Origin of the sequence: Granulicella aggregans (assembly GCF_014203275.1) — a bacterium.
Taxonomy (GTDB): Bacteria; Acidobacteriota; Terriglobia; order Terriglobales; family Acidobacteriaceae; genus Edaphobacter.
The window spans coordinates 938,947-961,804 of sequence record NZ_JACHIP010000001.1; the positions used below are offsets into that span (position 1 = coordinate 938,947).

Genomic DNA, 22,858 nt, shown 5'->3' on the forward strand with positions numbered 1-22,858 from the left:
CGGCTTACCGGGCGGGCGTAAACTACATGCAGTCATGGCCAGCAATCAGCGCAAACCTATCGGAATCATCGTCGCCAGCGTCATCATCCTCGCGACGGTCGCCTATCTCGCCGTCACCTCGATCGGCTCGACCAAGCAGTATTACGTCACCATCGCGGAGCTGCAGGGGCTTGGCGATAAGGCCTACACGCGCCACCTGCGCGTGGCCGGAAATGTCGCTCCAGGATCGATCAAGCGTCAGGGAATGATGGTCAACTTTGCGTTGATGGAGCAGGGCAAGACACTGCAAGTCGCCTACCAGGGCTCTGAGCCGCCACCGGACACGTTCAAGGACGATTCCCAGGCGCTAGCCGTCGGAACCTATGGGCACGACGGCGTCTTTCACGCCACGGAACTGCAAGCAAAGTGCGCGTCAAAGTATGCGCCAGTAGACAACAAGAAGGCCGCTACACCGGCCGCCGCCGCTGCTATTTTGCCTTCAACGAAGTAGCTCAGAAATGCTCGTTTTTCAGCGTCCACGCGGGCACCGGAACTGACTAGACCACGCGTCGCCCTCCAAAACCCAATGTTTTTGTGTGCCTGGCGAGATGACCAGCGGGGAATACCCGCTTTCAGCCTCAAATGTTCCACGTGGAACATTTGAGAGGTGACATGAAACGCGCAATATTTTTGTAAAACTGGGCGCTACTTGCCGCCCAGCGCCTGAAGATAGCGGTAATAAAAGTCCACGCCGCGATCATAAGAGCGAATGTTCACGCGCTCGTCCCGTGCATGGGCTCGCATATCGTCCGTATCGATGCCCACACCGTTGATCCCATAGCTCGGAACTCCCGCAGCCATGGTGTAGATGCTGTCTGAAGCTCCGGTCTCCATCTGCGGCAGGATCGGCAGGCCGGGATACATCTCCGCCATCACCTTCTTCAGTGGGTCGAAGATGTCGGCGCGCAGCGGTGGAGGTGTGGGCGAAACGCGGTCCGTTCCAACCGGAAATAACGTGCCGCCATCGTCCTTGTACTGAACCGTCACGCCGGGCTCCGCGAAGACCGTGATCAGCGTCTGGCGCGTCTCTTCCTGCGTGTGGCCGGGAAGGATGCGGCAGTTCACGTTGGCGTTAGCGAACTGCGGCAGAGCGTTCGGAGCCTGTCCGGCCGAAAGCATCGTCGCCACGCATGTCGTCCGTAGCGTCGAGTTATAGCGGGGGCTTTCTGAGAGCCGGGTGACAGCAGCCAGGTCGGGAGGCGACTTCAGCACGGCGAGCATATCGTCAGCAATCTGTGTGTTGCCGCGCTTCCTTTCGATAGAAGACATCTGCTCGAAGTAGGCACGGGTGACGGCGTTGATCTCGACCGGAAACTGGTACTTTTCAAGACGATCCAGTGCCTTGGTCAACTCATAGATGGCATTCGCCTTGGTCGGCAGCGAGCTGTGGCCACCGGGATTCTTCGTCGAAAGCTCGAAGTCGCCGTAGAGCTTCTCTGTCGCTTCAAGCACCATCACGACCGGCTTGCCGCTCTCGGTGTCGATACCGCCCGAGTCCGGATTCAGCGCTGCCTCGGCCTTGATCAGCTCCGGCCGGTTCTTCAGAAGCCAGTCCACGCCGTTCGACTTGCCGCCTTCTTCATCCGCCGTAAGCGCGAGGATGAAGTCGCGGCTGGGCACAAATCCCTGCTTCTTCAACCGGATAAAGTTCGTCACCAGGATCGCGTCCGAGTCCTTCATGTCCTGCGTGCCGCGACCATAGAAGAAGCCGTCCTTTTCGACCAGCTTGAAGGGGTCGGTGGCCCACTCGGCCTGCGGAGCTTCGACTACGTCCTCGTGGCAGATGATCAGAATCGGCTTGAGCGTCGATGCCGCCTTGCCGCGATAGCGCGCGACGAGGTTCATCTTGCGGTCGTTCGGTCCTGCCAGAACGAGGTCTTCGGCGGCAAATCCAGCATCGAGCAGCCGCTTGCGCATGGCCTCTGAAGCCGCCGTCACGCTGCCGACGGAGTCCGTCGTATTCGTCTCGACAAGCTGCTTGAAGATCTCGTGCGAGAGCTTTTCGGTCTCGGGATCGAGCGGACTCTTGCCCTGCGCAAGGAGCGAAGCGGCGGGAACGGCGGCGAAAAGAGCGGCGGAGAGCAGCGCGGACTTCAGTCTCATGGTTGGAGTGACCTCTTGGTGCAAGTGTGTTGCGGCGGGCTTCGCTCTATACTCGCATAGGCGAAGTACCGGGATCGCCATGGACGAGATGGTTCTAGAGAAAGCCCAGGCCGCAGCGATCGCCACCCAACCGCAGACAGCGGCGGCAGAGCTTCGCGAGGTCTCGAAGGTATACGGAGCGTTCGCCGCACTGCGGAACGTCTCGACCAGCTTCGAGATGGGAAGCTGCACCATGATTCTGGGCGAGAACGGCGCAGGCAAGTCGACGCTGCTGCGCATGGTCGCCGGTTTGATCTCGCCATCGCGCGGGTCGGTGGCTACCTTTGGCACTACACCGCAAGAGCAGCGCGGACGGATCGCGTATATGAGCCACGCGCCGATGCTCTACGACGAGCTCTCCGCGGGCGAGAACCTTCGCTACTTCGCCGGTCTGCGTGGCGATGGCTGCGGCTTGTGCACGGGGAGCCCGGAGATGGCGCTTCGCGCAGTCGGGCTCGATCCACACCTGAAGCGGCCGGTGGGGCAGTACTCGCAGGGGATGCGGCAGCGGACATCGCTGGCGCGTGTGCTGCAAAGTGACCCGGAACTGCTCCTGCTCGACGAACCCTTTTCGAACCTTGATGTGGAGTCCGCGGAGATGATGGTGACGCTCCTGGCGGACTTCCGGACCTGGCCCATCACAAGCGGCCCAATGGCAGGGATTGGCAGACGGACGATCATCCTGACCACGCACCAGGCGCACCTTGGCGCGCCGATAGCGGACACGACGCTGACCATGCGCGCTGGAAAGATCGCCTCCGTGCTGAAGCGGGAGCCTGCGATTTGAGCACGGCCAAGATCGCCAAAACGAACGCAGCACGGCTGCTGGATGGGCTGAAGATCAGCTACGAGCTGCGGCCTTACGAGGTCGATCCGGATGACCTCACCGCAATCTCCGTAGCAAAGAAGATTGGCATGCCGGCGGAGCAGGTCTTCAAGACACTGCTGACGCATACAAACGCAAACGAGCATGTCTTCGCCGTCATTCCCGGTGATGCAGAACTAGATCTGAAGAAGCTGGCCCATGCGGCTGGGGCGAAGAAGGCCGACCTTGCATCGCTCAAGGAGGTCGAGCCGCTGACCGGGTACATTCGTGGCGGCGTCACCGTGATGGCGGCCAAGAAGCCCTTCCCTGCCTTCGCGGACGAGACGATTGAGTTATTCGATGTTATCTCGGTCTCGGCAGGGCAGCGGGGGCTGCAGTTGGTTCTTTCACCTGCGGACTACCTGCGAGCGTCGGAGTCGACTCTGGCCGACCTTACCAAGGCGGCAGCACACGGATGAACTACCTGCGCCAGGTCACACGCCATCTGTTGAAAGACCTCCAGCTTGAGTGGCGGTCACGCGACGCGATCAACGGGATGCTGTTCTTCTCGCTGCTGGTAGTCGTCGTCTTCAGCATCGCATTCGACCCGACCGGCAATCCGACGACGACGCGGCAGATCTCCGGCGGAATCCTTTGGATTGCGCTACTGTTCGCTTCGGTGACAACGTTGAACCAAAGCTGGGCGCGAGAGGTGAGGAACAGCGTGCTGGACGCGCAGCGTATGGTGCCGGCACCGCCGTCCGCGCTCTTTCTCGGTAAGGCGCTGGCAAATCTTGCGTTTGTGACGGTAGTGGAACTGGTAATCGCACCGCTTTTTGTCATCTTCTTCAACGTCCATGCGCTGGGCAATGGCTGGATGCTGACCGCGATTATGCCGTTGGGAACATGGGCGCTGGTTGTCAATGGGACTTTCTTCGCCGCGCTTGGTTTGCGGGCCAAGAATCGCGAACTTCTGCTGCCACTGCTGCTCTTTCCCATATCCGTACCGGCTATTCTCTCCATGGTGAATGCGACCACGGACGTCCTGACCGGCGATGTGGACCCAATTCAGCCGTATTTCTGGATCAAACTGCTGGCAGCGTACGACATCATCTTCACTACGGTCTGCCTGCTGCTTTTCGAGACGATTCTCCACGCAGAGTAGCCCGGGCGGCGTTAGAATTCTCCCAGTGCAGCTCGAAACTCCATCCCGATCCGTTGTTCCCCGCGTCGCAGCAGCCGCCTGGTTTGCGGTGGCGCTGGTCGTGCTGGCCATCGGCTTCCGCCAAGCGATCTTCCTGGTGCCGACCGAAGCGACGATGGGCAACGTGCAGCGCATCTTCTACTACCACCTGCCCCATGCCATCCTGGGCATGGTTTTTCCATACGTCAACTGCGCTGCATCGCTCGCGTTCCTTTACTGGCGGCGTCGCGATCCATGGAAGGCGCTGGGCGCGGACGCTCTGGCAGTCGCCTCGGCTGAAGTCACGGTCATCTTTGTCACCATCGGCCTGCTGACCGGATCGCTGTGGGCGAAGCCGGCGTGGGGTATCTGGTGGGCATGGGACGCGCGCACGACGACTTATCTGATCCTCTGGATGCTCTACGTGAGCTACCTGATCGCGCGCAAGTTCTCCGGCGGCAACGATGAAGGCCACACCCTGGCAGCGGTCATCTCGGTCTTCGCGGCGATCGATGTGCCTATCAGTTTCATGGCGATCCGCTGGTGGCGGACACAGCATCCTGCGCCGGTCTTTGGCGGCGATGGCTCGCTCGATGCCAGCTTCTACCCTGCCGTCTGGTGGAATATAGCCGGATGGGCGCTATGGGGCTTTCTCGTATTGGGACTGCGGTACAGCCTCGAACGGCGGCGGCAGCGCATCCAGGAAGAGGCCGCGCTTGAGGCGATCGAAGCCTCTTTGGAGATCACCCAATGACCTGGCACAAATTCTTCGATCTTGGCCCGTTGAGCAGCCATCCGCATAATCTCTTCTACGCCTATGCAGCGGTCTGGATACTCCAGGGCGGCTACGTGGCGTGGATCGCGAAGAACTGGTTGGCAACTTCGAAGGCACGCCGGTAGTTTTGGACGATTCAATCCCGCCTATGCGATGAAACTCCATGGATGGGGCACCCTGCGTGTGACTGCGCTCTAACCCTGCTGATACCATCGGGCTACCTTCTCCGATGACGACCTATCACCCGACAGCCCTGGCGGTCTTCTGCCTCATCTTTCTGCTGGTCACGATGGCCGGATTCTGGGCCGTGCGCTGGCGTCGGCCTGAGGGCGGGATCGACTCGCTCGAAGAGTGGGGCCTCGCAGGGCGCAGCTTCGGGACGTGGATCACGTGGTTCCTGATCGGCGGCGACCTGTACACCGCTTATACCGTCATCGCGGTTCCGGCGGCGCTCTACGGTGCAGGCGCGATGGGTTTCTTCGCGTTGCCGTACGTCATCATCGCCTACCCCTACATGATGCTGGTGCTGCCGCGGCTTTGGACGGTCTGCCATCGGCATGGCTACATCACCTTCGCCGACTTCGTCGCCGGGCGCTACGGCAATCGCTGGCTTACAGTTGCGATTGCGTTAACCGGCATTCTCGCCCTGATGCCTTACATCGCGTTGCAGCTTGTCGGTATGAAGGTGGTCATCGCGGCATTGGGAGTTACGGGCGAATGGCCGCTTGGTGCCGCGTTCCTGATCCTTGCGGCGTATACGTATTCGAGCGGCCTGCGCGCACCTGCGGTGATCGCCATCGTCAAGGATTTCATGCTGTACATCATGGTGCTGGCCGCGCTGATCATCCTGCCGTGGAAGCTTGGCGGCTACGCGAAGGTCTTTTCACTGGCGAGCGCGGCGCTGGCGGCACACAATCCTCCGGCGTCGATCTTGTTGCGGCCAAGTCAGTATTTGGGCTATTCGACGCTGGCGATCGGGTCGGCGATTGCGCTGATGCTCTACCCACATACGGCGACCGCCGTACTGAGCGCGAGTTCCGCCAACACAGTGCGGCGCAACGCGGCGATGCTTCCGGCGTACAGCTTTATGCTGGGCTTGATCGCTCTGCTGGGGTTCATCGCGCTGGCGGCAGGCGTGGTGACGAAGGACCCGAACCAGGCTGTGCCGCTGCTCTTCCTCAAGATGTTCCCGGAGTGGTTTGCAGGGTTCTGCCTCGGAGCGGTCGCCATCGGAGCACTTGTACCCGCGTCGATCATGTCCATTGCCGCATCGAACCTCTTCACGCGCAACCTGTACGGCGAGTTCGCACGGACGAAGGCTACGCCCATGCAGGAGTCGCAGATGGCGAAGCTCGTCTCGCTGGCGGTGAAGTTCGGGGCACTGGTCTTCGTGCTCTACCTGCCCGCGCCGTATGCCATCGAGATGCAGTTGCTGGGCGGCATCTGGATGACGCAGCTCTTTCCGTCGGTGGTGATCGGAGCCTTCACACGTTGGATGAACCCTTGGGCGCTCCTCGCGGGCTGGGTGGCGGGGATGTCGGCAGGGACGTATATGGCCGTGTCGCTGGGGCTCAAGTCGTCCGTCTACCCGCTGCATATCTTCGGCGGAGTGTGCGCGATGTATGCGGCAATTCCTGCTCTTCTAATGAACCTTGCTGTTTCTTGCTGCATCACATTGGCGCTGCGCTCGACCGGGCTTGCGGAACGGCCTGCAGTGTACGGTTCGGACATTACCGCACCCGAAGCTTATGCCGACTGACACAAACGAGCTGTCATAAACTGCTTGGGCGGCATCATAATGTTGAAGGCAAAACAAGAGGAGTTGGAATGAGTGAGGCTTTGCAAGTGACGGAGAAGTCCCTGATGAAGGGGCTGTTGGCAGGATTGATCGCCGGTGTAGTGGCGACGGCGGCGAAGTCGCTGGCAGAGAAAGTCTATCCCCCGCGCACGCACGGCGAGCCGGAACCGCCCGACGTACTTGCGGAGAAGATTGCTGGCCGCGAGTTGAGCGGGCCGGCGAAGGCGCTGGCGGCAGGTACGATCCACTGGGGATTTGGTGTTGCGACGGGCGCTGCGTATGGCGCGCTGGCCGAATACTTCCCTTCCGCTACGGCCAAGGACGGTGCAAGCTTCGGACTTACACTGGCCGCGCTGACGCATGAGACCGCGCTTCCGGCGCTGGGTCTGGGGGCGGAAGCGGACGATCAGACTCCACGCGAACACACCAGCGAGATGGCTTCGCACCTGGTCTTTGGGGTGGTGACGGAGACGGTGAGGCGGTTCGTTCGAAAGCACCTGTAGCGCATATCGAGGACCGGGATTTACTCAGATGGTGACAGACGTGAGCCGGCCATCGGCCACCCACGTCTCGTTTGCCCAGACGCGCTCTCCCGCTCCATAACGAGTCGCGAAGTTGCTGATGGTCTGCATTGTCGGCTCATCGATCTGGGAGGCGTATACGGAGACCATCTTCAACTTTCGCTTGATGCCGTTTTCAGCATCGTGGCCGCTCTTCAAGAGGACGGGCGTATAAGTCTGGCTGAGACTCGCCACCTCGTCGTGGACGGCCGGGTCTGTGTCGCGATCAGTATCGAAAGCATCGCCATTGCGCAGGGCGTCGGGCAGGTCTTCGTAGAAGGCGCAGGCGCGGGTTGCGCCGAAGTCGAGCGCGGCGTTGCGGGCCACCAGATGATCGACATGATGACCAAGGCCTAATGGCAGAAGAACCGCATCGATCTTCATCTCAGCGTCCAGCTTTGCGAGAGCCTTCTGGATCTTTACGACGGCGCTGTCGTCCGCAGCAGGAGCGACGGTAAACTCTCCGTCAGTTCCGCAGCGCAGGCGAATCGGCGCGTCCTTCAGGTTCAGGTCTTCCATACGCAGCTTTGGCAGGAGCTTCAAGAGCTCGCCATCCTCTTTGCGGCGCATACCGGAGACGTAGCTTAGCAGGTCGTTGGGGTGAACCGTCTCGGCGTCCGAAAACGGGGCAGTGGCGCTACGGGTGAAGACGCCGAGGACAGTGACGCGATGTTTGGCCGCGAGCCAGCTCTCAATTGCGAGGCCAAGGGAAAAGGCTGCGTCGTTACGGTGCGGCGATAGAACAAGAATGTGCAGAGACGTGCTCCCATAGACGGCGGCAGATCAAGTGCCGTGTCCCTGACAAGTATAGTGAAGCCGCGAGATTGAGAACTCCAAGCGACGATTCGGCATTAGGATGGATGGCATTACAGTCCCATAAAGATGAACCCCGCGAATCTTGATCGCACTGTAAGCGAACCCTAGGGGACTGATCCGTGGGCCAAGGGAATAGCGTCTACTCAAGAAACAAGGCGTCAGCAAGATCATTTTGATCGATTTGAAGCAGGGGCATTCCTAGCGCATGAAGCAACAATCTCGCAATGCAGTGATCGTTGGAGCAGGGCCGGGTGGGCTGGCAGCGGCACTGCTCCTGGCCAAATCGGGAGTGAAGGTGACCGTCGTCGAAAAGCGCGGGCAGGTCGGCGGGCGCACGTCGACGATGGAGCAGGACGGCTTCAAGTTCGATATTGGGCCGACCTTCTTTCTCTATCCGCAGGTGCTAAAGGAGATCTTTTCGGCTGCGGGATACGATCTTGCGGCTGAAGTCCCCATGACGCGGCTTGACCCGCAGTACCGCCTAGTCTTTGGTGCGGGCGGTGAACTGTTGGCGACGCCGAACGTAGAGCGCATGGAGAAGGCGATCGCGGCAATCTCTCCTGAAGATGCGAAGCGGTTCCATGAGTTCCTTACCCATAACCGAACCAAGCTGGCGAAGTTCCTGCCGTTTCTGCAGTCACCCTTTGAGAGCTGGCGCGACCTTGCGAAGCCGGAGATGCTGAAGCTGCTGCCACTGCTGGCTCCGTGGAGGTCGCTGGATGGCGATCTGCAGTCACACTTCAAGGACGAACGGATTCGGCTTGGCTTCAGCTTCCAGTCGAAGTATCTCGGGATGAGTCCCTTTCGGTGTCCCAGCCTGTTTTCGATCCTGTCGTTCCTCGAGTACGAGCATGGGGTCTTTCATCCCACCGGCGGATGCGGCTCGGTGACGCGCGTGATGGCGCGGATGTGTCGCGAGATGGGCGTGGAGATTCTGCTGAACGAACCTGTGGAGAGGGTGCTGATCGAGAAGGGCAAAGCCATCGGCGTGAAGACTGCGAACCACAGCCTTCCCGCGGATGCTGTCGTGGTGAACGCGGACTTTGCCGGAGCGATGAAGCGGCTGGTGCCGAACCGGCTTCGCAATAAATGGACGGACGAGAAGCTGGCGAAGAAGCGGTACTCGTGCTCGACGTTCATGATGTATCTCGGCATCGATGGCCGCTACGATGACGTGTCGCACCACACCATCTATCTGGCGAAGAACTACCGGCAGAACCTTCGCGATATCGAAGAGTTGCATCGGCTCTCGGAGACGCCATCGTTCTATGTGCAGAATGCTTGCGTGACCGATGCGACGCTCGCACCTGCGGGGCAAAGCACGCTTTATGTGCTGCTGCCGGTTACACATGATGCGGGCATGATCGATTGGGCGGAGGAAGCTCCGAGGTATCGCGAGATTGCGATCGATCAGATGGAGAAGATCGGCATCACCGGGCTGCGAGAGCGCATTCGCACGGAAAAGATCGTGACGCCGAGCGGATGGGCGAGCGAGTTCGACTTGTATAAGGGGTCGACGTTTTCCATGGCGCATTCGCTGGGCCAGATGCTGCACCTGCGTCCGCACAATCGCTTCGAGGACATCGACCAGATGTACCTTGTCGGCGGAGGGACGCACCCAGGTAGCGGCCTGCCGGTGATCTTTGAGTCGGCGCGGATTACTTCGCGGCTGCTGCTTGAGGACCTGCGGATGGAGCCGCAGTGGGATGCAGCGGCGACGGCAGGTAATGCGATCCCGCGCGAGACGCTCGTGGGAGTGGCGTCGTAACCATGCCGATCTCTCTGGTTGAAGAAAGCATCTCGCGACAGCCTAAGATGGTTGCCATGGCGGATGCCTCGACCAGACTGGCGGCACAAAGACGTTGGGCCGCGCAGCCTGTTGAAGCGCGGCTTCGCATTCTGAAGCAGGTGAGGCATCTCCTCGCGGCGCGCACGGATGCCTTGTGCGCCGCGATTCCCTCGACGCTGGCACGCAACGCCGCCGATACGTGCTGCTCCGAGATCATCCCGCTACTTGCCGCGTACAAATTTCTCGAGCAGGAAGCGGCGGCGATTCTGAAGCCGCGAAGGTTGAGCCTGCGAAGCGTTCCCCTGTGGCTGCTGGGGATTTTGACCGAGGTGCGGCGCGTGCCGCTGGGCCACATTCTGGTGATCGCTCCATCGAACTATCCCTTGTTTCTTCCCGGCGTGCAGGTGATGCAGGCGCTTGCGGCCGGGAATTCGGTGGTGTGGAAGCCGGGTGTTGGAGGCGCGCCGATCGCGGAACTGGTCGTGCAGACGATGTATGGAGCGGGGTTGCCGCGCGAGCTTCTCGAGGTAACGGGCGAGTCGATTGAAGACGCCCAGGAGGCGATCGCTCGTGGCGTCGACAAGGTAGTGTTTACCGGCTCCGCCACATCGGGGCAGGCGTTGATGCGTCAACTCGCGGACACCCTGACTCCCTGCGTCGCCGAACTCTCAGGATGCGACGCGGTCTTCGTGCTGCCCTCCGCCAATCTCTCACGCGTGGTCAAGGCGCTTGCGTTTGGGATGAGGCTGAATGGGTCGGCAACATGCATGGCTCCGCGACGCGTCATCCTGGTCGGCGCGGAACCCGCACGGCGCGCCGAGTTTATTGGGTTGCTCCTGAGCCAGCTCGACTGGGTACATGGGGTCGCGCTTCCGGAAAAAGTTCAGCGTGAGTTACAAATTCTCCTCGACGATGCGGCAAGCTTGGGCGCGCAGATCCATCGAGAGATCGAGGCATCGCAGCGGCCTGTACTTATCACGGACGCGACGCCTTCGATGAAGATCGCGCAGGCGGACATCTTCGCTCCGGTCCTGACTTTGCTGAAGGCGCACGACATGGCCGACGCTCTCGCGATCAATGAGGCTTGTCCCTATTCGTTGACTGCGTCGATCTTCGGGGCCGAGAAGGAGGCACGTGTGCTGGCTGCGAGGCTCTCTGCGAGTAACGTGATCATCAACGACCTGATGATTCCAGCCGCCGACCCGCGAACGCCCTTCGGCGGCCGAGGTAAGAGCGGCTTCGGAGTGACGCAAGGCGCGGAGGGATTGCTGGAGATGACCTCTCCACAGAGCATCACCGTGCAGCGGAGCAGGAGCACACGCAACTACGACGCGACGACAGAGGCGCACAAGGCATTGTTCGATGGCGTGATTCAATCGACGCATGGAGCGACGCTTACGGATCGGATAGCTGGCGTGCGGCTGATGATTCGAGCGGCGCTACGCATGGGCGCAGGGAATAAGTAACTTTTTCAGGAGCAATATGAGTAAGGGGCAGGGAGTAGCTAGAGATACACAGGTCGGCGTGATTGGGTCCGGGCTTGCGGGACTTGCGGCTGCATGTACGCTGGCCGCGCGAGGGCACCGCGTGGAGGTATTTGAGAAGAATGCCTGGCTTGGAGGCAAGGCGGCGCAACTGTGCGAGAGGGGCTTCCGTTTCGACATGGGGCCGACGATTCTGATTCAGCCGTCGGTGCTGCGGAAGATCTTCGATGAAGCTGGCCGGAAGATGGAAGACTATGTGCCCATGGTGCGGCTCGATCCGCAGTGGCGCTGCTTCTTCGAGGACGGCACGCAACTGGACCTGAAGGACAACACGGAAGAGATGGCCGCCCAGCTCGAAGCCGTGTGGCCCTCGATGGGTAAGGGCTACGTAAAGTTCCTGGAGATGTCGCAGCAGCTTCACTCGATCAGCGACCGGTTCTTCTTCTGGCGATCGATTGGGTCGATGCGGGACACGATGGATGTTAGTGGAGCTTTCGATCTGAAAGTGCTGCGCGACGTGATGCGCATGCGGCTGGGCAAGACGGTTGCGGGCACAATCCGCGAGTTCATTCCCGATGCGAACACCGCGCAGATGCTTGACCACTTTGTACAGTATGTGGGCAGCTCGCCCGATGCGTCGCCGGCCATTCTTTGTTCGATCGGCCACATGCAGATGGAAGAAGGCATCTGGTATCCGATCGGCGGAACCCGCGCAATTCCAGAGGGCCTGGCGAAGCTGGCGACTGAACTTGGCGTCGTCTTCCATCCTGAGACCGATGTTGCGAAGATCCTCACGAATGGCCATGCCGTCGAGGGTTTGGTGACGACCAAGGGCATCGTGCATAAGTTTGACGCAGTGGTATCGAACTCCGATGCGGTGCGCACGCATCGCGAGTTGATTGGCGGCGAGGTAAAGCGACACTTCGACGCAAAGCGAAACTATGAGCCAGCATGTTCGGGCGTGGTGCTCTACCTCGGACTGAACAAGAGATACGAACACCTGGCGCATCACGACTTCGTCTTCTCGCGCGATCCTCACGAGGAGTTTCATCACATCTACGATCTTGGCGAGCCTGCGCCTGATCCGACGTGCTATCTGGCGGCGACATCGTGCAGCGATCCGACGAGCGCACCTGCCGGAGGCGAAGCGCTCTACGTGCTGGTGCATACGCCGTACTTGCGGCCACATCACGACTGGACGAAGATGTTTCCGGAGTACAGGCAGGTGATCCTCGATAAGCTGAAGCGCACCGCGGGCATGGAGGACATAGAGGACCGCATCGTGTACGAGTCTGCGCTTACGCCGCAGGATATTCACGATCGCTATCGCGTGCTGAATGGCGCGATCTATGGGATCTCCAGCCATGGGGTCTTCAACGGCGCATTCAAGCCGGCGAACAAGAGTCGTGAGTTGGATGGGCTTTATCTTGCAGGCGGCGCAGCGCACCCGGGGCCCGGGATGCCGATGGTGATGATGTCGGGATGGATCGCCGCAGATACGCTGGACAAATCGGTGCGGGCATGAAGCTTCGGACGAATCGAAGGGCAATAGGCTAAGCTACCTGCATGAATCTCCCGACCATCTCGACGCCGATGCTGCGATTCTTCCGGCGGATTGTGCGGGGATACTTTCGCAGGCACTTTCATGCGGTCCGAATTGCCCATGTGGAGCGGTTCAAGGGTGTCGCTGGGCCGCTGATTGTCTATGCGAATCACAGTTCGTGGTGGGACCCCATGGTCTCGGTGCTGCTGGCAGCGGAGTTGATGCCAAAGCGCAAACACTACGCTCCGATGGATGACGCCGCGCTTGAAAAATATGGGATATTGAAGCGTCTCGGCATTTTCCCGGTTGAAGCCACAACGGCAAGGGGAGCCGTGCAGTTCCTGCGCACTGGCGAGGCGATCCTTGAATCAGGTGGCGTGCTGTGGGTGACACCTCAGGGGCGCTTTGCTGATCCGCGCGAGAGGCCGCTGGAGTTCAAGGCAGGGATGGCTGCGCTGGCTGCGCGCGTGGCTTCAAAGATCGGAACTTGTACGCTGTTGCCGCTTGCCATCGAGTATCCCTTTTGGGACGAGCGGCTGCCGGAGACGCTGCTGTGCTTCGCGGCACCGGTCATCGTGCATCCGGGGGAAAGTGCTGAGGCCATTCAGCAGCGATCCATCGTGGCGATGGAACAGGCGCTTAATGAATTGAAGGGTAAGTCGATCGCTCGTGATCCGGCAGCCTTTGACGTGCTGGCGCGCGGCAGCCTCGGGACGGGCGGCTTCTACGCCATGGGCAAGCGAATCAGGGCGTTTGTCACACGCCGGCCATACGTTGCGGAGCATACTCCGATGCAGGAGATGCCTAAGTGAACTCAGTAATGTTCTATACGCTGTCCGTGGCGTCCATGTTGTGTGCGCTTACTCCTGCGGTGCTGTTTGCGATGAACCTGCGACGGTACAAGACACCTGCGCTTCCACCTGTGGCTGTGCATCCTGGAGTCTCGGTACTCATCCCCGCGCGCGATGAGGCACATGGCATCGAGGCTGCGGTCTCTTCAGTGCTTACGAGTACCGGCATGGAGTTCGAAGTGGTGGTGATGGATGATCACTCGACCGACGGGACCGGCGCGATCGTGGCTGCGATGGCTGCTCGCGATACTCGCGTGCGGCTCGAGCTTGCGCCGAAGCTGTCGCCAGGGTGGAACGGAAAGCAGCATGCGTGCTGGTCGCTGGCGCATGTCGCCAAGTACGACACGTTCTGCTTTGTCGACGCGGATGTGAGGCTTGAGTCAGAGGCACTCATTCGCATGGCCGGGTTTATGGAGTCGACGAAAGCTCCGCTGGTCAGTGGCTTCCCTCGGCAGGAAACAGGAACTTTTCTTGAGTGGCTGCTGCTGCCTCTGATCCACTTCGTGTTGCTCGGATTCCTGCCGCTCGACCGAATGAGGAAGAGCACCGATCCGGCGTTCGCTGCGGGTTGTGGGCAGTTCATGATGGTTGAGCGCGGAAGTTACTTTGCTTCAGGTGGCCATGCGGCAATCAAGGCGACGATGCACGACGGATTGATGCTGCCGAAGCTATTCCGTCAGCATGGCATGAAGACCGACCTCGCCGACATCACCACGCTGGCGCGGTGCAGGATGTACCGGAACGCTAGGCAGGTGTGGAGCGGTCTGGCGAAGAATGCAACGGAAGGCATCGCCGCGCCGGTGAGGATTCTGCCGATCTCGCTGATCCTCGTGCTGGGACAGATCGTGCCGTATCTATTGGCGATTTCGCTGCTGGCAGGCCATGCTGTCAAACCGGAGGTCGCTGTCTATGTTGCAGTGGCAGTTGCGGCGGCATGGTTCCCGCGCACGTTGGCTGCGCGTGCTTTCCGGCAAGACTGGCGTGGAGCTCTGCTGCACCCAGTGGGGATTGCGACGCTGTTGGCGATCCAGTGGTACTCGCTGACGCGCAAGCTGACGGGCGGGGCCGTGAGTTGGAAGAGCCGGGCTTACGCCGGCGAGTAGGCGAAGCTTACCCTGAAGGTGTTTGGGCTGTAAACGCAGATTCCCTTCGGGGAATGACAAGCAAGAAAGAAGGACATACAGAGCCTGCTACTCGTAGTAGCGGGCGAAGCTGGAGTCCGTCTCGTAGATGGTGGCATCTTTGACGCGGACGCGGCCTGCGGTCATATCGGAGAGCTGCTGCGCAGTCTGCTGGTAAAAGTAGCGGGCAAGGTTTTCAGCCGACGGATTGAGTTCGTCGAACGGCTTGAGCTCGTTGATCATCTGGTGATCGAGATAGTCGACGACGGGCCGCAGCAGGTGCTTCAGCAGCTTGAAGTCGAGCAGAAGGCCGGTCTCGTCGAGCTCTTCGCCGATGAGGGTGACGAAGATCTTGTAGTTGTGGCCATGCGGGTTTTCGCACTTGCCCTGGTAGTTGCGGAGGTAGTGGCCGGAGGAGAAACCGGCTTCTACGGTAACTTCAAACATTGCTTTCGTCGATCCCTTCGTGCATCGCGGCCCGGTGAGAACGAAGCGTGGCCGCAGCTTTCATTGTATCGGTTGGGCGGTCAAGCTAGTGCGAGCGCTTGCGGCGGCGTTCTTCTTCGGCTCGGCGCTCCGCCTGCTCGAAGAGCGAGGAGAAGATGCCCCCAAGCGTCACCAGCAGCGAGATAACGAAGAGACCGAGGCCCATGGTGCGCCAGAGAGAGGTATCGCCGGGCGAGCCGGGCTGCTGAGCGATGTTGGTGAACGAGACGCCGCAGGAGACCAAAGCGAAGAGGAAGAGGGTTGCGGCGAGGATGTAGAGGTTGCGTCCCATGGGGCTGTTACAAGGATACGTGATCGTTGTTCCGTCGAAATATTACGCACACGGCGATACGCTGTCCTGCGTCGCCATTAGGGATGCAAACTTCTGAAACCGTCATACAACAGTTCGGTATCGAAAGAGGCTCCAATAGATTGAATCTAAAAGGAGCCCTCTTCTATGCGTAACCTCGTTGCCTCTGCGCTACTCGCCGTCAGTGTTATCGCCGCACCTGCCGCCCATGCGCAGGTGCCCGACAAGCTGGTCCACCGCATCGAAGCCTCACACGCCATCCTGCACGAACTGATGAACACGCCCGACAAGGGCATTCCGCTCGACATCGCCGCGTCAGCCCAGTGCGTCATCGTTGTGCCTGCCTTTAAGAAGGGCGCTTTCGTTATCGGTGGAGAGTACGGACAGGGCGTGGCGACATGCCGGACGCCGAAGGGCTGGAGTGCTCCCGTATTTGTCCAAATGGCCGGGGCCAGCTTTGGATTTCAGATTGGCGGCCAGTCTACCGATCTCGTCCTGATCGGGCGCACGCATGAGAGCTTGAATCACCTGCTGAAGGACAAGGTCAAGCTGGGTGGGGATGCCTCCGTGGCCGGCGGCCCGGTTGGGCGTAGCGCACAGGCATCCACGACGGAACTGGCGAACGCGGAGTTCCTGACCTACTCCCGCAATAAGGGTTTGTTCGCTGGGATCGACCTGCAGGGCGACGAGGTAAACCAGAACGTCAAGGACACAGCCGAGCTCTACGGCCACGATGTCTCGTTCCAGAAGATCCTAAGTGGTGGCGTCGCAACACCCGCTCCGGCGGCCCACTTTGTGCGTACCGTCAGTGAGCTCTTCCGCAAGGGCCGCGCCCGCAAGGGTAAGTGACGCTGGCTAGTTTTGACCGAAGAAGGTCTCTACATCGGTTATTTCGTTCGTGATGCGATAGGGCGGCAGCGATTCAAGGAAGATTTTTCCGTATCGCTGCCGCTGAATTCTTGGGTCAAGCAACATCAGCACGCCGCGGTCGTCGAGCGAGCGGATGAGGCGTCCGAACCCCTGCTTCAAGGTGATGACGGCGGATGGAACCTGGTAGTCGAAGAAGGGTTTGCCGCCTTCGGCTTCGATGGCGTCCATGCGGGCCTTCACAACGGGATCGGAGGGGACAGCGAAGGGCAGGCGGTCGATGATGACACACGAGAGCTGCTCACCCTGGACGTCAACTCCCTGCCAAAAGCTTGAGGTGCCGAAGAGGACGGCGTTGGGCGTATCGCGAAACTGCTGGAGCAGGACGTGGCGCGGAGCGGTGCCGTGGAGCAGCAAAGGGTACGGCAACTGGGCAGAGATGCGCTCGTGCATGTCGCGCATGGCGCTGTAGCTGGTGAAGAGGCAAAAAGCGCGGCCATGCGTGATCTCAAGCACGCGGCGAATGCGCTCAGCGGCGCGTGGGGCAAACTCAGGATCGCTGGGGATGGGCAGGTTGGGCGGAAGATAAAGCAGCGCCTGCTTCTGGTAGTTGAAGTGGCTGGGGACGACGAGTTCGCGGGCAGAGGCGAGACCGAGCCGCTTGCGGATGTGGTCGAAGCCGGCGCCTGTGCTCTCCTGCGGTTGCTGCTGGCTGGCGCTGGGCGTAGAGGCGACAGTCAGGGTCGCCGAGGTGAGGACGACGGAGCCGTAGGCGTCAAAAAGCGAGGTGGCAAGCAGCTCCGAGACGTCGATGGGCGTGGCCTGTAGATGGGTGTTGAAGGCGGGAGCATGCGGCGCTCGCGCCAGGTTGCGCACTCCTCCGGCGGCCCGGCGTTCGATCCAGAAGACAGTGTTGCGGTCTGTCGATTCGAGGAGGAAGTTGAGACTTCGGCGGATGTCCGAGGCGCGGTTGCGCAGGCCTGGAATCTCGTCGACGTTCTTCACGCGGTCGAGTTCGCCTTCGAGTCGCGTGAGGGCGTTGAGCGTGGCAGTGTAAGAGTCGCCGCTCTCTTCGAGGAAGTCCACACGGCGGTCGAAGGGCATGCGGCCGATGTTGGCGTTGCTATCGGACGGAAGCGCGGCGAAGAACAGGCGGGCGCGATCGTGCAGGCTGGTGCAGGCGCTGGTGATGGAGCTGGAAAGCGCATCTTTCGACTTGAGCATCAGCTCGACGTCGCGGGTGAGCTCGTCGAAGCGCTGGGTCGAGAGACCGATGCCAAAGTAGTTGCTGGCTACTTCTTCGAGTTCGTGTGCCTCGTCGAAGATCACGGCGGCGGCTTCGGGGAGGATGCCTGCGTCCTGCGCTCCGGCGGCCTGCTGCTTGATGGCGAGGTCGGCAAAGAAGAGGTGGTGATTGACGATGACGATGTCGGACTCAAGCGCTTTGCGCCGCATGCCCGTGACGAAGCAGCGCTCCCAATCCGGGCAGGACTGGCCGAGGCAGGCTTCGGTGCGAGCATCGAGCTTGTGCCAGAGCGGGGAGTTCTCGGGAAGATCGTCGATCTCAGCGCGGTCGCCGGTGGGGGTGTCGCGCTCCCAGGCGTTGATGGCGTTGAATTGCGAGATCTCTTCGAGGCCATTGAGCAGCGGTGCTGCGCGCAGGGCGTAAAGCTTGTGGCGGCAGAGATAGTTGCCGCGGCCCTTCATGTAGCAGACTTTGAGTGGGCCGAGTAGAGACTCGAGGAAGGGGACGTCCTTGAAGTAGAGCTGCTCCTGGAGGTTCTTGGTGCCGGTGGAGATGATGATGCGCTGCTGACGCTCGCGGGCGATGCGGAGCGCGGGTAGTAGATAGGCGAGGGTCTTCCCTGTTCCGGTGCCTGCTTCGACGATGAGGTGGCGCTTGTCGGTGAGGGCGGATTCGACGGCTTTCGCCATCTCGAACTGGCCCGGGCGGTGCTCAAAGGCAAGGGTGGATTGCGCGAGAAGGCCACCGGGGGAGAAGAACTCCTTGAGCGTGGGGAGGCGACCGGAAGGATTGGGATTCGCGGGCGGCGCGGGCGCGATTTGAACGGTCGAGGACACAGGGCTGTGTCGATTCTATGCGGAGTTTCGTGTTTCCTTCGCGAAGTGACACGAAACATGGATCGCACCGGCGCGGCTCCCTATAATGGTAAGGGCGCTGCGGTGCCGGAAGAAGGCATAGGCAATGGCGCAAAAAGACGATCGGAAGAGATTAGGCAAGAAGCACCGGCAGGCGAGCACGCGGCCGAAGAAGGGGCGGGCGCCGAAGTCGACGCCGACTACAGGTGCGGTCGATCCGCGGAAGCGCAAGGTGATTTCAACGGCTGCGGCGAAGAAGGCTGCGGCAAAGCGCATCTCGCGGCGGTCGCCGGAGTTTGAGTCCAAGAAGACGGTGGCCCAGGCGGATGGGGCTGCGCCGAAGAAGAAGAGCATGGCTCGGCGCGTTGGTTCGCCGCCGAACGATGCGCGGCCTGCGGATGGGATTGTGGGCCGTCAGACGCCGCGTTCCGCGAACGTGGCTGGACGCGAGCGCTTGCTCGACGACGACTGGCGCGACGTTGAGGCAATAGCTGCAGGGTTCTCCGTGGAGACAGGCGTTGCGGCTGAGGCTGCGGACCTGCCCTTGATCGCGGTCTGCGGACGACCGAATGTCGGCAAGAGCACGCTGTTTAATCGGCTTACTGGATCGCGGCGTTCGATCGTCGGCGACGAGCCCGGCATTACGCGCGACCGCATCTATGGCGAGATCGAATGGATGGGCCGTGACGCGCGCATCGTCGACACGGGTGGCGTAGTTCCCGACGACGAAGCGCTGATTCCGAGCGAGATCTTCAGACAGGCGCAGGTCGCGCTTGAAGAGGCTGACGCGATTGTGATGGTGGTCGATGGACGGACGGAGCTTGCTTCGCCTGATCTTGAGCTGTCGCGGCTGCTGTTGCGCGGGGGCAAGCCGGTGTTCCTCGCGGTGAACAAGATGGACACCGATGCCCTGCTGGCGGGAGCGGAGAACTTCCGCAGGCTTGGTTTCCGGAATGTGATGCCTATCTCCGCAGAGCATGGATCGGGCATCGGCGACCTTCTGGATGCGGTCTTTGAGGTGCTTCCCGAAGAGCAGGATCACGAGCCTGAAGCGGTGATGCTGACGGCAGACAATGAGCTCGAAGAAGACGAGGATGGCCCGGACTTTTCGCCCGAGCCTTTGCAGCACGAGGCGGGCGCGGCACCGGTCAGGGTTCGCCGCCTGCGGTCGCATGGCGAGTACGACAACAAGGAGACTAAGGTCGCAATCATCGGGCGGCCGAATGTGGGCAAGAGCACGCTGCTGAATGCTCTGACCGGGACCGATCGCGCCATCGTCTCGCCGATTGCGGGAACGACGCGCGATGCTGTGGATGAAGTCGTCGAGCGCGGAGGACATAACTTCCGGTTCGTCGATACGGCTGGCATAAGACGGAAGGGCAAGACGAAGCTGATGGCGGAGAAGCTATCCGTGATCATGGCGCGCAAGCATCTTGAGGCAGCGGATGTTTCTCTGCTCGTCATCGATGCGGGTGAAGGTGTTGCCGCAGCCGATGCCAACATCGGCGGCTATGCGCACGAGAGCGGACGCAGCGTGATCATCGTCATCAACAAGTGGGACCTGATGACGAAGGTCGGCCCGGATGGCATGCGGCTGTTCGACGGCAAGCCTCCTGCTGATCAGAAGATTTACGAGCAGGATGTTCGCGACAAGCTGAAGTATCTGGACTATGCTCCGCTGCTGTTCATCTCGGCTGCCGATGGCAAGAACATCGAGTCGGTCTTTAAGAAGGTCGAGCTTGTTTCACGCGAGCGACGCAAGCGTGTGACGACTGGCCAGATGAATCGCTTCCTTGAGAAAGTAGACTTCCAGAAGGCATCGGTGCCGATGAACAAGCGCGTGCGGATTTATTACATGACGCAGGCTGCCGTGGCTCCGCCAACGTTCGTCCTGTTTACTGACAAGGATGTGAAGCTGCACTTCTCTTTTGAGCGCTTTCTCGGCAACCAGATTCGGGAGAACTTCGGGTTTATCGGCAGCCCGATCTGGTTCAAAGTGAAGGCTAGAAATAAAAAGAAGACGGAGTAGGACCCCATAAGGACAGTCTGGCTCACGTGTGTGAGCCAGACCCAAGGCGAATCAATTGTGGCCGCCGTGCTCTGGGGAAAGAGACCGGGAGAGTTTCAGGCGTTCGCTTTCACGTTCATACGAACGTCCCCTGCCGCGAAGCAAATCTCTGAGTGACAGCTCTCCACAGATCAGTCGAGTTTCACGATCGACGACAGTAAGAGTCTCCAGCCCTTCCGATGCCATCGTTTCTGCGGCACTGCGCGTCGTCTCGTCTGCATACGCATAAAAGTCGGGCAGCTGGTGCGTTGATACGCCCTGGGCTGGAGCAGACACGACATCGCGCACGAGGACAAGTTCAAGCGGATCGACACCATACTCGCGGGTCAGGTGGTAACCACGCCTGCTCAGCTTCTCAGTGAGAATAGACCGCGGCATGATGAGGGACGTCACGAGATACGACGCGATGCAGGCTACGGTGAGAGGTAGCAAAGCAGGCAGGCAATGGGTGACTTCCAGACAGAAAAGAATGGCCGTCAAGGGAACGCCGAGCGACCCAGCAAGCATCGACCCCATGCCGATCAGAGCCCATAAGGCCTGCGATTCCACTGGTGCGTGTATCAGATGTCCGGCCAACGCGCCGACGGCACCGCCGATCATCAGCAGCGGAGCGAGTACGCCACCCGAAGTACCTGATCCGAGCGAAAACGCCCACATCAGCGATTTCGCAAGCAGTATTCCTCCGATGAGCCCAAGCGGAGCATTGCCACGCAACAGATCAGCGATATTGTCGTAGCCAACTCCCAGCCCACGCGGGAAGAACAGGCCACCTACACCGATCCCGACACCTCCAATCGCAGGCCACCACATCCAGTGGATGGGGAGTCGTTCAAATAGATCTTCAAAGGCATACATCATTCGGCTCATGGCTGACGCGACCAATGCAAGGATGGCTCCTAAAACGAGAGCCCCGAGCACTAGGGAGCCACGTGGAGGAGCATCGAACGCTGGCATGTTGAACAGAGGTCCCGCGCCAAGCCAATAGACCCGCAAGAGTCCTGCTGTAGCACTTGCCAAAGCTACCGGCACCAGACTTCGGGGTCTCCACTCGAAGAGCAGGAGCTCGACGGCAAGGAGAATGGCAGCGACCGGCGTTGCGAAGGTTGCTGACATGCCCGCTGCCGCTCCAGCTACAAGCAGCGTTGTTCGCTCCGCATCGGTCACATGCATCCACTGCCCGATAAGCGACCCCACAGCTCCGCCCGTCATAATGATGGGACCTTCGGCACCGAACGGACCGCCCGAGCCGATCGCAATGGCCGCAGACAGAGGCTTGAGAAGAGCAATCTTCGGATCGACTTTTGCCCGGTGAAGGAGAATGGCTTCGATCGCTTCAGGGATGCCGTGCCCACGGATTTTGTCTGAACCAAACCTCGCCATCAGACCAACGAGCAAGCCGCCAAGAACCGGGATGAGAACCATCCAGTATCCCAGCGAACTTCCCGCAGAGGACACGGGGGCGATGCTGAAGCGATGGTAGTAGAAGAGGTTCGTTGACAGTGAGATACAGCGCAGCAGCACGACAGCCAATAGAGTCGCACAAATGCCAATGCCAATCGAGACACCGGAGAGGAGCCACACTCTCCGGTCCACGGTGAAGTCTCTGAGAATAGATGCTTCTGACTTCAAGATTATCCTTCTTCCTTCAGTCCCAAGGTTGAGCGGGAGCCGGAAGGCGTTCTCGTCTTACGTATCCGGTTCAATGCCTTGATGAGACTGGGAGCTAGTTCACCCAATTGCTGTGCATGGACCTGGGAGAGTTGTTGGAGCGCAGTCTCTCCCTGCTCAGTCAGCTCGAGGACTACGCGCCGGCGATCTTCAAGATCGTTCGTTCTTCGTATAAGACCGAGCGCTTCACACCGTTTACTGAGTTCAACCACGGAATGGTGTCGAAGACCGAGAACATGGGCCATATGCGAGACCGTGACTACAGTGCCGTCGGGAGCTCCAGCAATCTGTAAAAGCAGCTGATGCTGTTGCGGCTGCAGACCCGCAGCCCCTGCAGCCTGCTCGCTGAATTGCAAAAAATGGCGGATCTCATATCGGAACTGAGCCAGCATTTGAATTTCGGATTTTTTGAGACGCGTGGACAATTCACCAACTCCAAGAGTATCGTAACAC

22 protein-coding genes are annotated in these 22,858 nt (G+C 60.3%); 15 read left to right on the forward strand and 7 right to left on the reverse strand.

Going from position 1 to position 22,858, the window contains the following annotated elements; all coding sequences use genetic code 11:
* Nucleotides 1-34: 34 nt before the first annotated feature.
* The gene (locus HDF16_RS04040; protein ID WP_184213828.1) at nucleotides 35-490 is read left to right on the forward strand and encodes a cytochrome c maturation protein CcmE; all 456 of its coding nucleotides are present in this window, start codon (nucleotides 35-37) and stop codon (nucleotides 488-490) included.
* 194 nt (nucleotides 491-684) lie between these two features.
* Here HDF16_RS04040 and HDF16_RS04045 read toward each other — a convergent pair whose 3' ends face one another.
* Nucleotides 685-2,142: a M20/M25/M40 family metallo-hydrolase gene (locus HDF16_RS04045; RefSeq protein WP_184213829.1), complete on the reverse strand. Its 1,458-nt coding sequence runs from the start codon at nucleotides 2,140-2,142 to the stop codon at nucleotides 685-687.
* A gap of 79 nt (nucleotides 2,143-2,221) precedes the next feature.
* Here HDF16_RS04045 and HDF16_RS04050 point away from each other — a divergent pair, with 79 nt between their 5' ends.
* The 7 genes from HDF16_RS04050 to HDF16_RS04080 all read left to right on the forward strand — a co-directional run bounded on the left by HDF16_RS04050 (nucleotide 2,222) and on the right by HDF16_RS04080 (nucleotide 7,245).
* Nucleotides 2,222-2,968: an ABC transporter ATP-binding protein gene (locus HDF16_RS04050; RefSeq protein WP_348641232.1), complete on the forward strand. Its 747-nt coding sequence runs from the start codon at nucleotides 2,222-2,224 to the stop codon at nucleotides 2,966-2,968.
* Nucleotides 2,965-3,465: a Cys-tRNA(Pro) deacylase gene (gene ybaK / locus HDF16_RS04055; protein ID WP_221312464.1), complete on the forward strand. Its 501-nt coding sequence runs from the start codon at nucleotides 2,965-2,967 to the stop codon at nucleotides 3,463-3,465. Before HDF16_RS04050 ends, ybaK begins: the two co-directional genes overlap by 4 nt.
* Nucleotides 3,462-4,151 carry a heme exporter protein CcmB gene (locus HDF16_RS04060; protein ID WP_184213831.1) on the forward strand — a complete coding sequence of 230 codons (690 nt, stop codon included), beginning with the start codon at nucleotides 3,462-3,464 and terminating at the stop codon, nucleotides 4,149-4,151. Before ybaK ends, HDF16_RS04060 begins: the two co-directional genes overlap by 4 nt.
* 25 nt (nucleotides 4,152-4,176) lie before the next feature.
* A complete protein-coding gene (locus HDF16_RS04065; RefSeq protein ID WP_348641233.1) occupies nucleotides 4,177-4,923 on the forward strand; it encodes a cytochrome c biogenesis protein in 747 nt (248 codons plus the stop codon).
* Complete coding sequence (locus tag HDF16_RS04070) at nucleotides 4,920-5,069, forward strand: hypothetical protein (RefSeq protein WP_184213833.1); 150 nt, start codon at nucleotides 4,920-4,922, stop codon at nucleotides 5,067-5,069. The genes HDF16_RS04065 and HDF16_RS04070 overlap by 4 nt, the downstream gene beginning before the upstream one ends.
* A 104-nt stretch (nucleotides 5,070-5,173) precedes the next feature.
* Nucleotides 5,174-6,703 (forward strand): monocarboxylate uptake permease MctP, encoded by a 1,530-nt coding sequence (gene mctP / locus HDF16_RS04075; RefSeq protein ID WP_184213834.1) that lies wholly within the window; start codon nucleotides 5,174-5,176, stop codon nucleotides 6,701-6,703.
* 68 nt (nucleotides 6,704-6,771) lie between these two features.
* On the forward strand, nucleotides 6,772-7,245 hold the full coding sequence (locus HDF16_RS04080) for a DUF1440 domain-containing protein (RefSeq protein WP_184213835.1): 474 nt from the start codon (nucleotides 6,772-6,774) through the stop codon (nucleotides 7,243-7,245).
* A 24-nt stretch (nucleotides 7,246-7,269) separates the two neighbouring features.
* Here HDF16_RS04080 and HDF16_RS04085 read toward each other — a convergent pair whose 3' ends face one another.
* On the reverse strand, nucleotides 7,270-8,058 hold the full coding sequence (locus tag HDF16_RS04085; protein ID WP_184214277.1) for a PIG-L deacetylase family protein: 789 nt from the start codon (nucleotides 8,056-8,058) through the stop codon (nucleotides 7,270-7,272).
* 265 nt (nucleotides 8,059-8,323) lie between these two features.
* Here HDF16_RS04085 and crtI point away from each other — a divergent pair, with 265 nt between their 5' ends.
* The 5 genes from crtI to HDF16_RS04110 are packed head-to-tail and all read left to right on the forward strand — an operon-like array spanning nucleotide 8,324 to nucleotide 14,888.
* Entirely contained in the window at nucleotides 8,324-9,886 is a 1,563-nt protein-coding gene (crtI, locus tag HDF16_RS04090) for a phytoene desaturase family protein (protein ID WP_184213836.1), read from the forward strand.
* A gap of 2 nt (nucleotides 9,887-9,888) precedes the next feature.
* Entirely contained in the window at nucleotides 9,889-11,373 is a 1,485-nt protein-coding gene (locus HDF16_RS04095; RefSeq protein WP_184213837.1) for an aldehyde dehydrogenase family protein, read from the forward strand.
* 16 nt (nucleotides 11,374-11,389) lie between these two features.
* Nucleotides 11,390-12,916, forward strand: a complete 1,527-nt coding sequence (locus HDF16_RS04100) for a phytoene desaturase family protein (RefSeq protein WP_184213838.1) — start codon at nucleotides 11,390-11,392, stop codon at nucleotides 12,914-12,916.
* A 41-nt stretch (nucleotides 12,917-12,957) separates the two neighbouring features.
* A complete protein-coding gene (locus HDF16_RS04105; protein ID WP_184213839.1) occupies nucleotides 12,958-13,746 on the forward strand; it encodes a lysophospholipid acyltransferase family protein in 789 nt (262 codons plus the stop codon).
* Complete coding sequence (locus HDF16_RS04110; RefSeq protein WP_348641234.1) at nucleotides 13,743-14,888, forward strand: glycosyltransferase; 1,146 nt, start codon at nucleotides 13,743-13,745, stop codon at nucleotides 14,886-14,888. The genes HDF16_RS04105 and HDF16_RS04110 overlap by 4 nt, the downstream gene beginning before the upstream one ends.
* 87 nt (nucleotides 14,889-14,975) lie before the next feature.
* On the opposite strand, the gene queD is transcribed toward HDF16_RS04110, so the two are convergent.
* Both queD and HDF16_RS04120 read right to left on the reverse strand, forming a co-directional pair.
* Complete coding sequence (gene queD, locus HDF16_RS04115; protein ID WP_184213840.1) at nucleotides 14,976-15,353, reverse strand: 6-carboxytetrahydropterin synthase QueD; 378 nt, start codon at nucleotides 15,351-15,353, stop codon at nucleotides 14,976-14,978.
* Nucleotides 15,354-15,438: 85 nt separating this feature from the next.
* The gene (locus tag HDF16_RS04120) at nucleotides 15,439-15,684 is read right to left on the reverse strand and encodes a hypothetical protein (RefSeq protein ID WP_184213841.1); all 246 of its coding nucleotides are present in this window, start codon (nucleotides 15,682-15,684) and stop codon (nucleotides 15,439-15,441) included.
* A 165-nt stretch (nucleotides 15,685-15,849) separates the two neighbouring features.
* Between HDF16_RS04120 and HDF16_RS04125 the strand changes: the two genes are divergently transcribed.
* Nucleotides 15,850-16,551 carry a lipid-binding SYLF domain-containing protein gene (locus tag HDF16_RS04125; RefSeq protein WP_184213842.1) on the forward strand — a complete coding sequence of 234 codons (702 nt, stop codon included), beginning with the start codon at nucleotides 15,850-15,852 and terminating at the stop codon, nucleotides 16,549-16,551.
* Between the two features lie 6 nt (nucleotides 16,552-16,557).
* Here HDF16_RS04125 and HDF16_RS04130 read toward each other — a convergent pair whose 3' ends face one another.
* Complete coding sequence (locus HDF16_RS04130; RefSeq protein ID WP_348641235.1) at nucleotides 16,558-18,651, reverse strand: ATP-dependent DNA helicase; 2,094 nt, start codon at nucleotides 18,649-18,651, stop codon at nucleotides 16,558-16,560.
* A 124-nt stretch (nucleotides 18,652-18,775) separates the two neighbouring features.
* Here HDF16_RS04130 and der point away from each other — a divergent pair, with 124 nt between their 5' ends.
* The gene (gene der / locus HDF16_RS04135; protein ID WP_184213843.1) at nucleotides 18,776-20,698 is read left to right on the forward strand and encodes a ribosome biogenesis GTPase Der; all 1,923 of its coding nucleotides are present in this window, start codon (nucleotides 18,776-18,778) and stop codon (nucleotides 20,696-20,698) included.
* Nucleotides 20,699-20,749: 51 nt separating this feature from the next.
* Here der and HDF16_RS04140 read toward each other — a convergent pair whose 3' ends face one another.
* Both HDF16_RS04140 and HDF16_RS31775 read right to left on the reverse strand, forming a co-directional pair.
* Nucleotides 20,750-22,366 (reverse strand): chloride channel protein, encoded by a 1,617-nt coding sequence (locus tag HDF16_RS04140; RefSeq protein WP_184213844.1) that lies wholly within the window; start codon nucleotides 22,364-22,366, stop codon nucleotides 20,750-20,752.
* A 2-nt stretch (nucleotides 22,367-22,368) separates the two neighbouring features.
* Nucleotides 22,369-22,797, reverse strand: coding sequence for a MarR family transcriptional regulator (locus HDF16_RS31775; protein WP_184214283.1), 429 nt, complete (start codon nucleotides 22,795-22,797; stop codon nucleotides 22,369-22,371).
* Nucleotides 22,798-22,858 lie beyond the last annotated feature (61 nt).

Coding starts and splice junctions, on each gene's coding strand:
- HDF16_RS04125 (WP_184213842.1), top strand. CDS start 15,850: ATGCGTAACCTCGTTGCCTCTGCGCTACTCGCCGTCAGTGTTATCGCC.
- queD (WP_184213840.1), bottom strand. CDS start 15,353: ATGTTTGAAGTTACCGTAGAAGCCGGTTTCTCCTCCGGCCACTACCTC.
- HDF16_RS04060 (WP_184213831.1), top strand. CDS start 3,462: ATGAACTACCTGCGCCAGGTCACACGCCATCTGTTGAAAGACCTCCAG.
- HDF16_RS04100 (WP_184213838.1), top strand. CDS start 11,390: ATGAGTAAGGGGCAGGGAGTAGCTAGAGATACACAGGTCGGCGTGATT.
- crtI (WP_184213836.1), top strand. CDS start 8,324: ATGAAGCAACAATCTCGCAATGCAGTGATCGTTGGAGCAGGGCCGGGT.
- HDF16_RS04070 (WP_184213833.1), top strand. CDS start 4,920: ATGACCTGGCACAAATTCTTCGATCTTGGCCCGTTGAGCAGCCATCCG.
- HDF16_RS04105 (WP_184213839.1), top strand. CDS start 12,958: ATGAATCTCCCGACCATCTCGACGCCGATGCTGCGATTCTTCCGGCGG.
- HDF16_RS04045 (WP_184213829.1), bottom strand. CDS start 2,142: ATGAGACTGAAGTCCGCGCTGCTCTCCGCCGCTCTTTTCGCCGCCGTT.
- mctP (WP_184213834.1), top strand. CDS start 5,174: ATGACGACCTATCACCCGACAGCCCTGGCGGTCTTCTGCCTCATCTTT.
- HDF16_RS04040 (WP_184213828.1), top strand. CDS start 35: ATGGCCAGCAATCAGCGCAAACCTATCGGAATCATCGTCGCCAGCGTC.
- HDF16_RS04050 (WP_348641232.1), top strand. CDS start 2,222: ATGGACGAGATGGTTCTAGAGAAAGCCCAGGCCGCAGCGATCGCCACC.
- HDF16_RS04080 (WP_184213835.1), top strand. CDS start 6,772: ATGAGTGAGGCTTTGCAAGTGACGGAGAAGTCCCTGATGAAGGGGCTG.
- der (WP_184213843.1), top strand. CDS start 18,776: ATGGCGCAAAAAGACGATCGGAAGAGATTAGGCAAGAAGCACCGGCAG.
- HDF16_RS04095 (WP_184213837.1), top strand. CDS start 9,889: ATGCCGATCTCTCTGGTTGAAGAAAGCATCTCGCGACAGCCTAAGATG.
- HDF16_RS31775 (WP_184214283.1), bottom strand. CDS start 22,797: ATGCTGGCTCAGTTCCGATATGAGATCCGCCATTTTTTGCAATTCAGC.
- HDF16_RS04120 (WP_184213841.1), bottom strand. CDS start 15,684: ATGGGACGCAACCTCTACATCCTCGCCGCAACCCTCTTCCTCTTCGCT.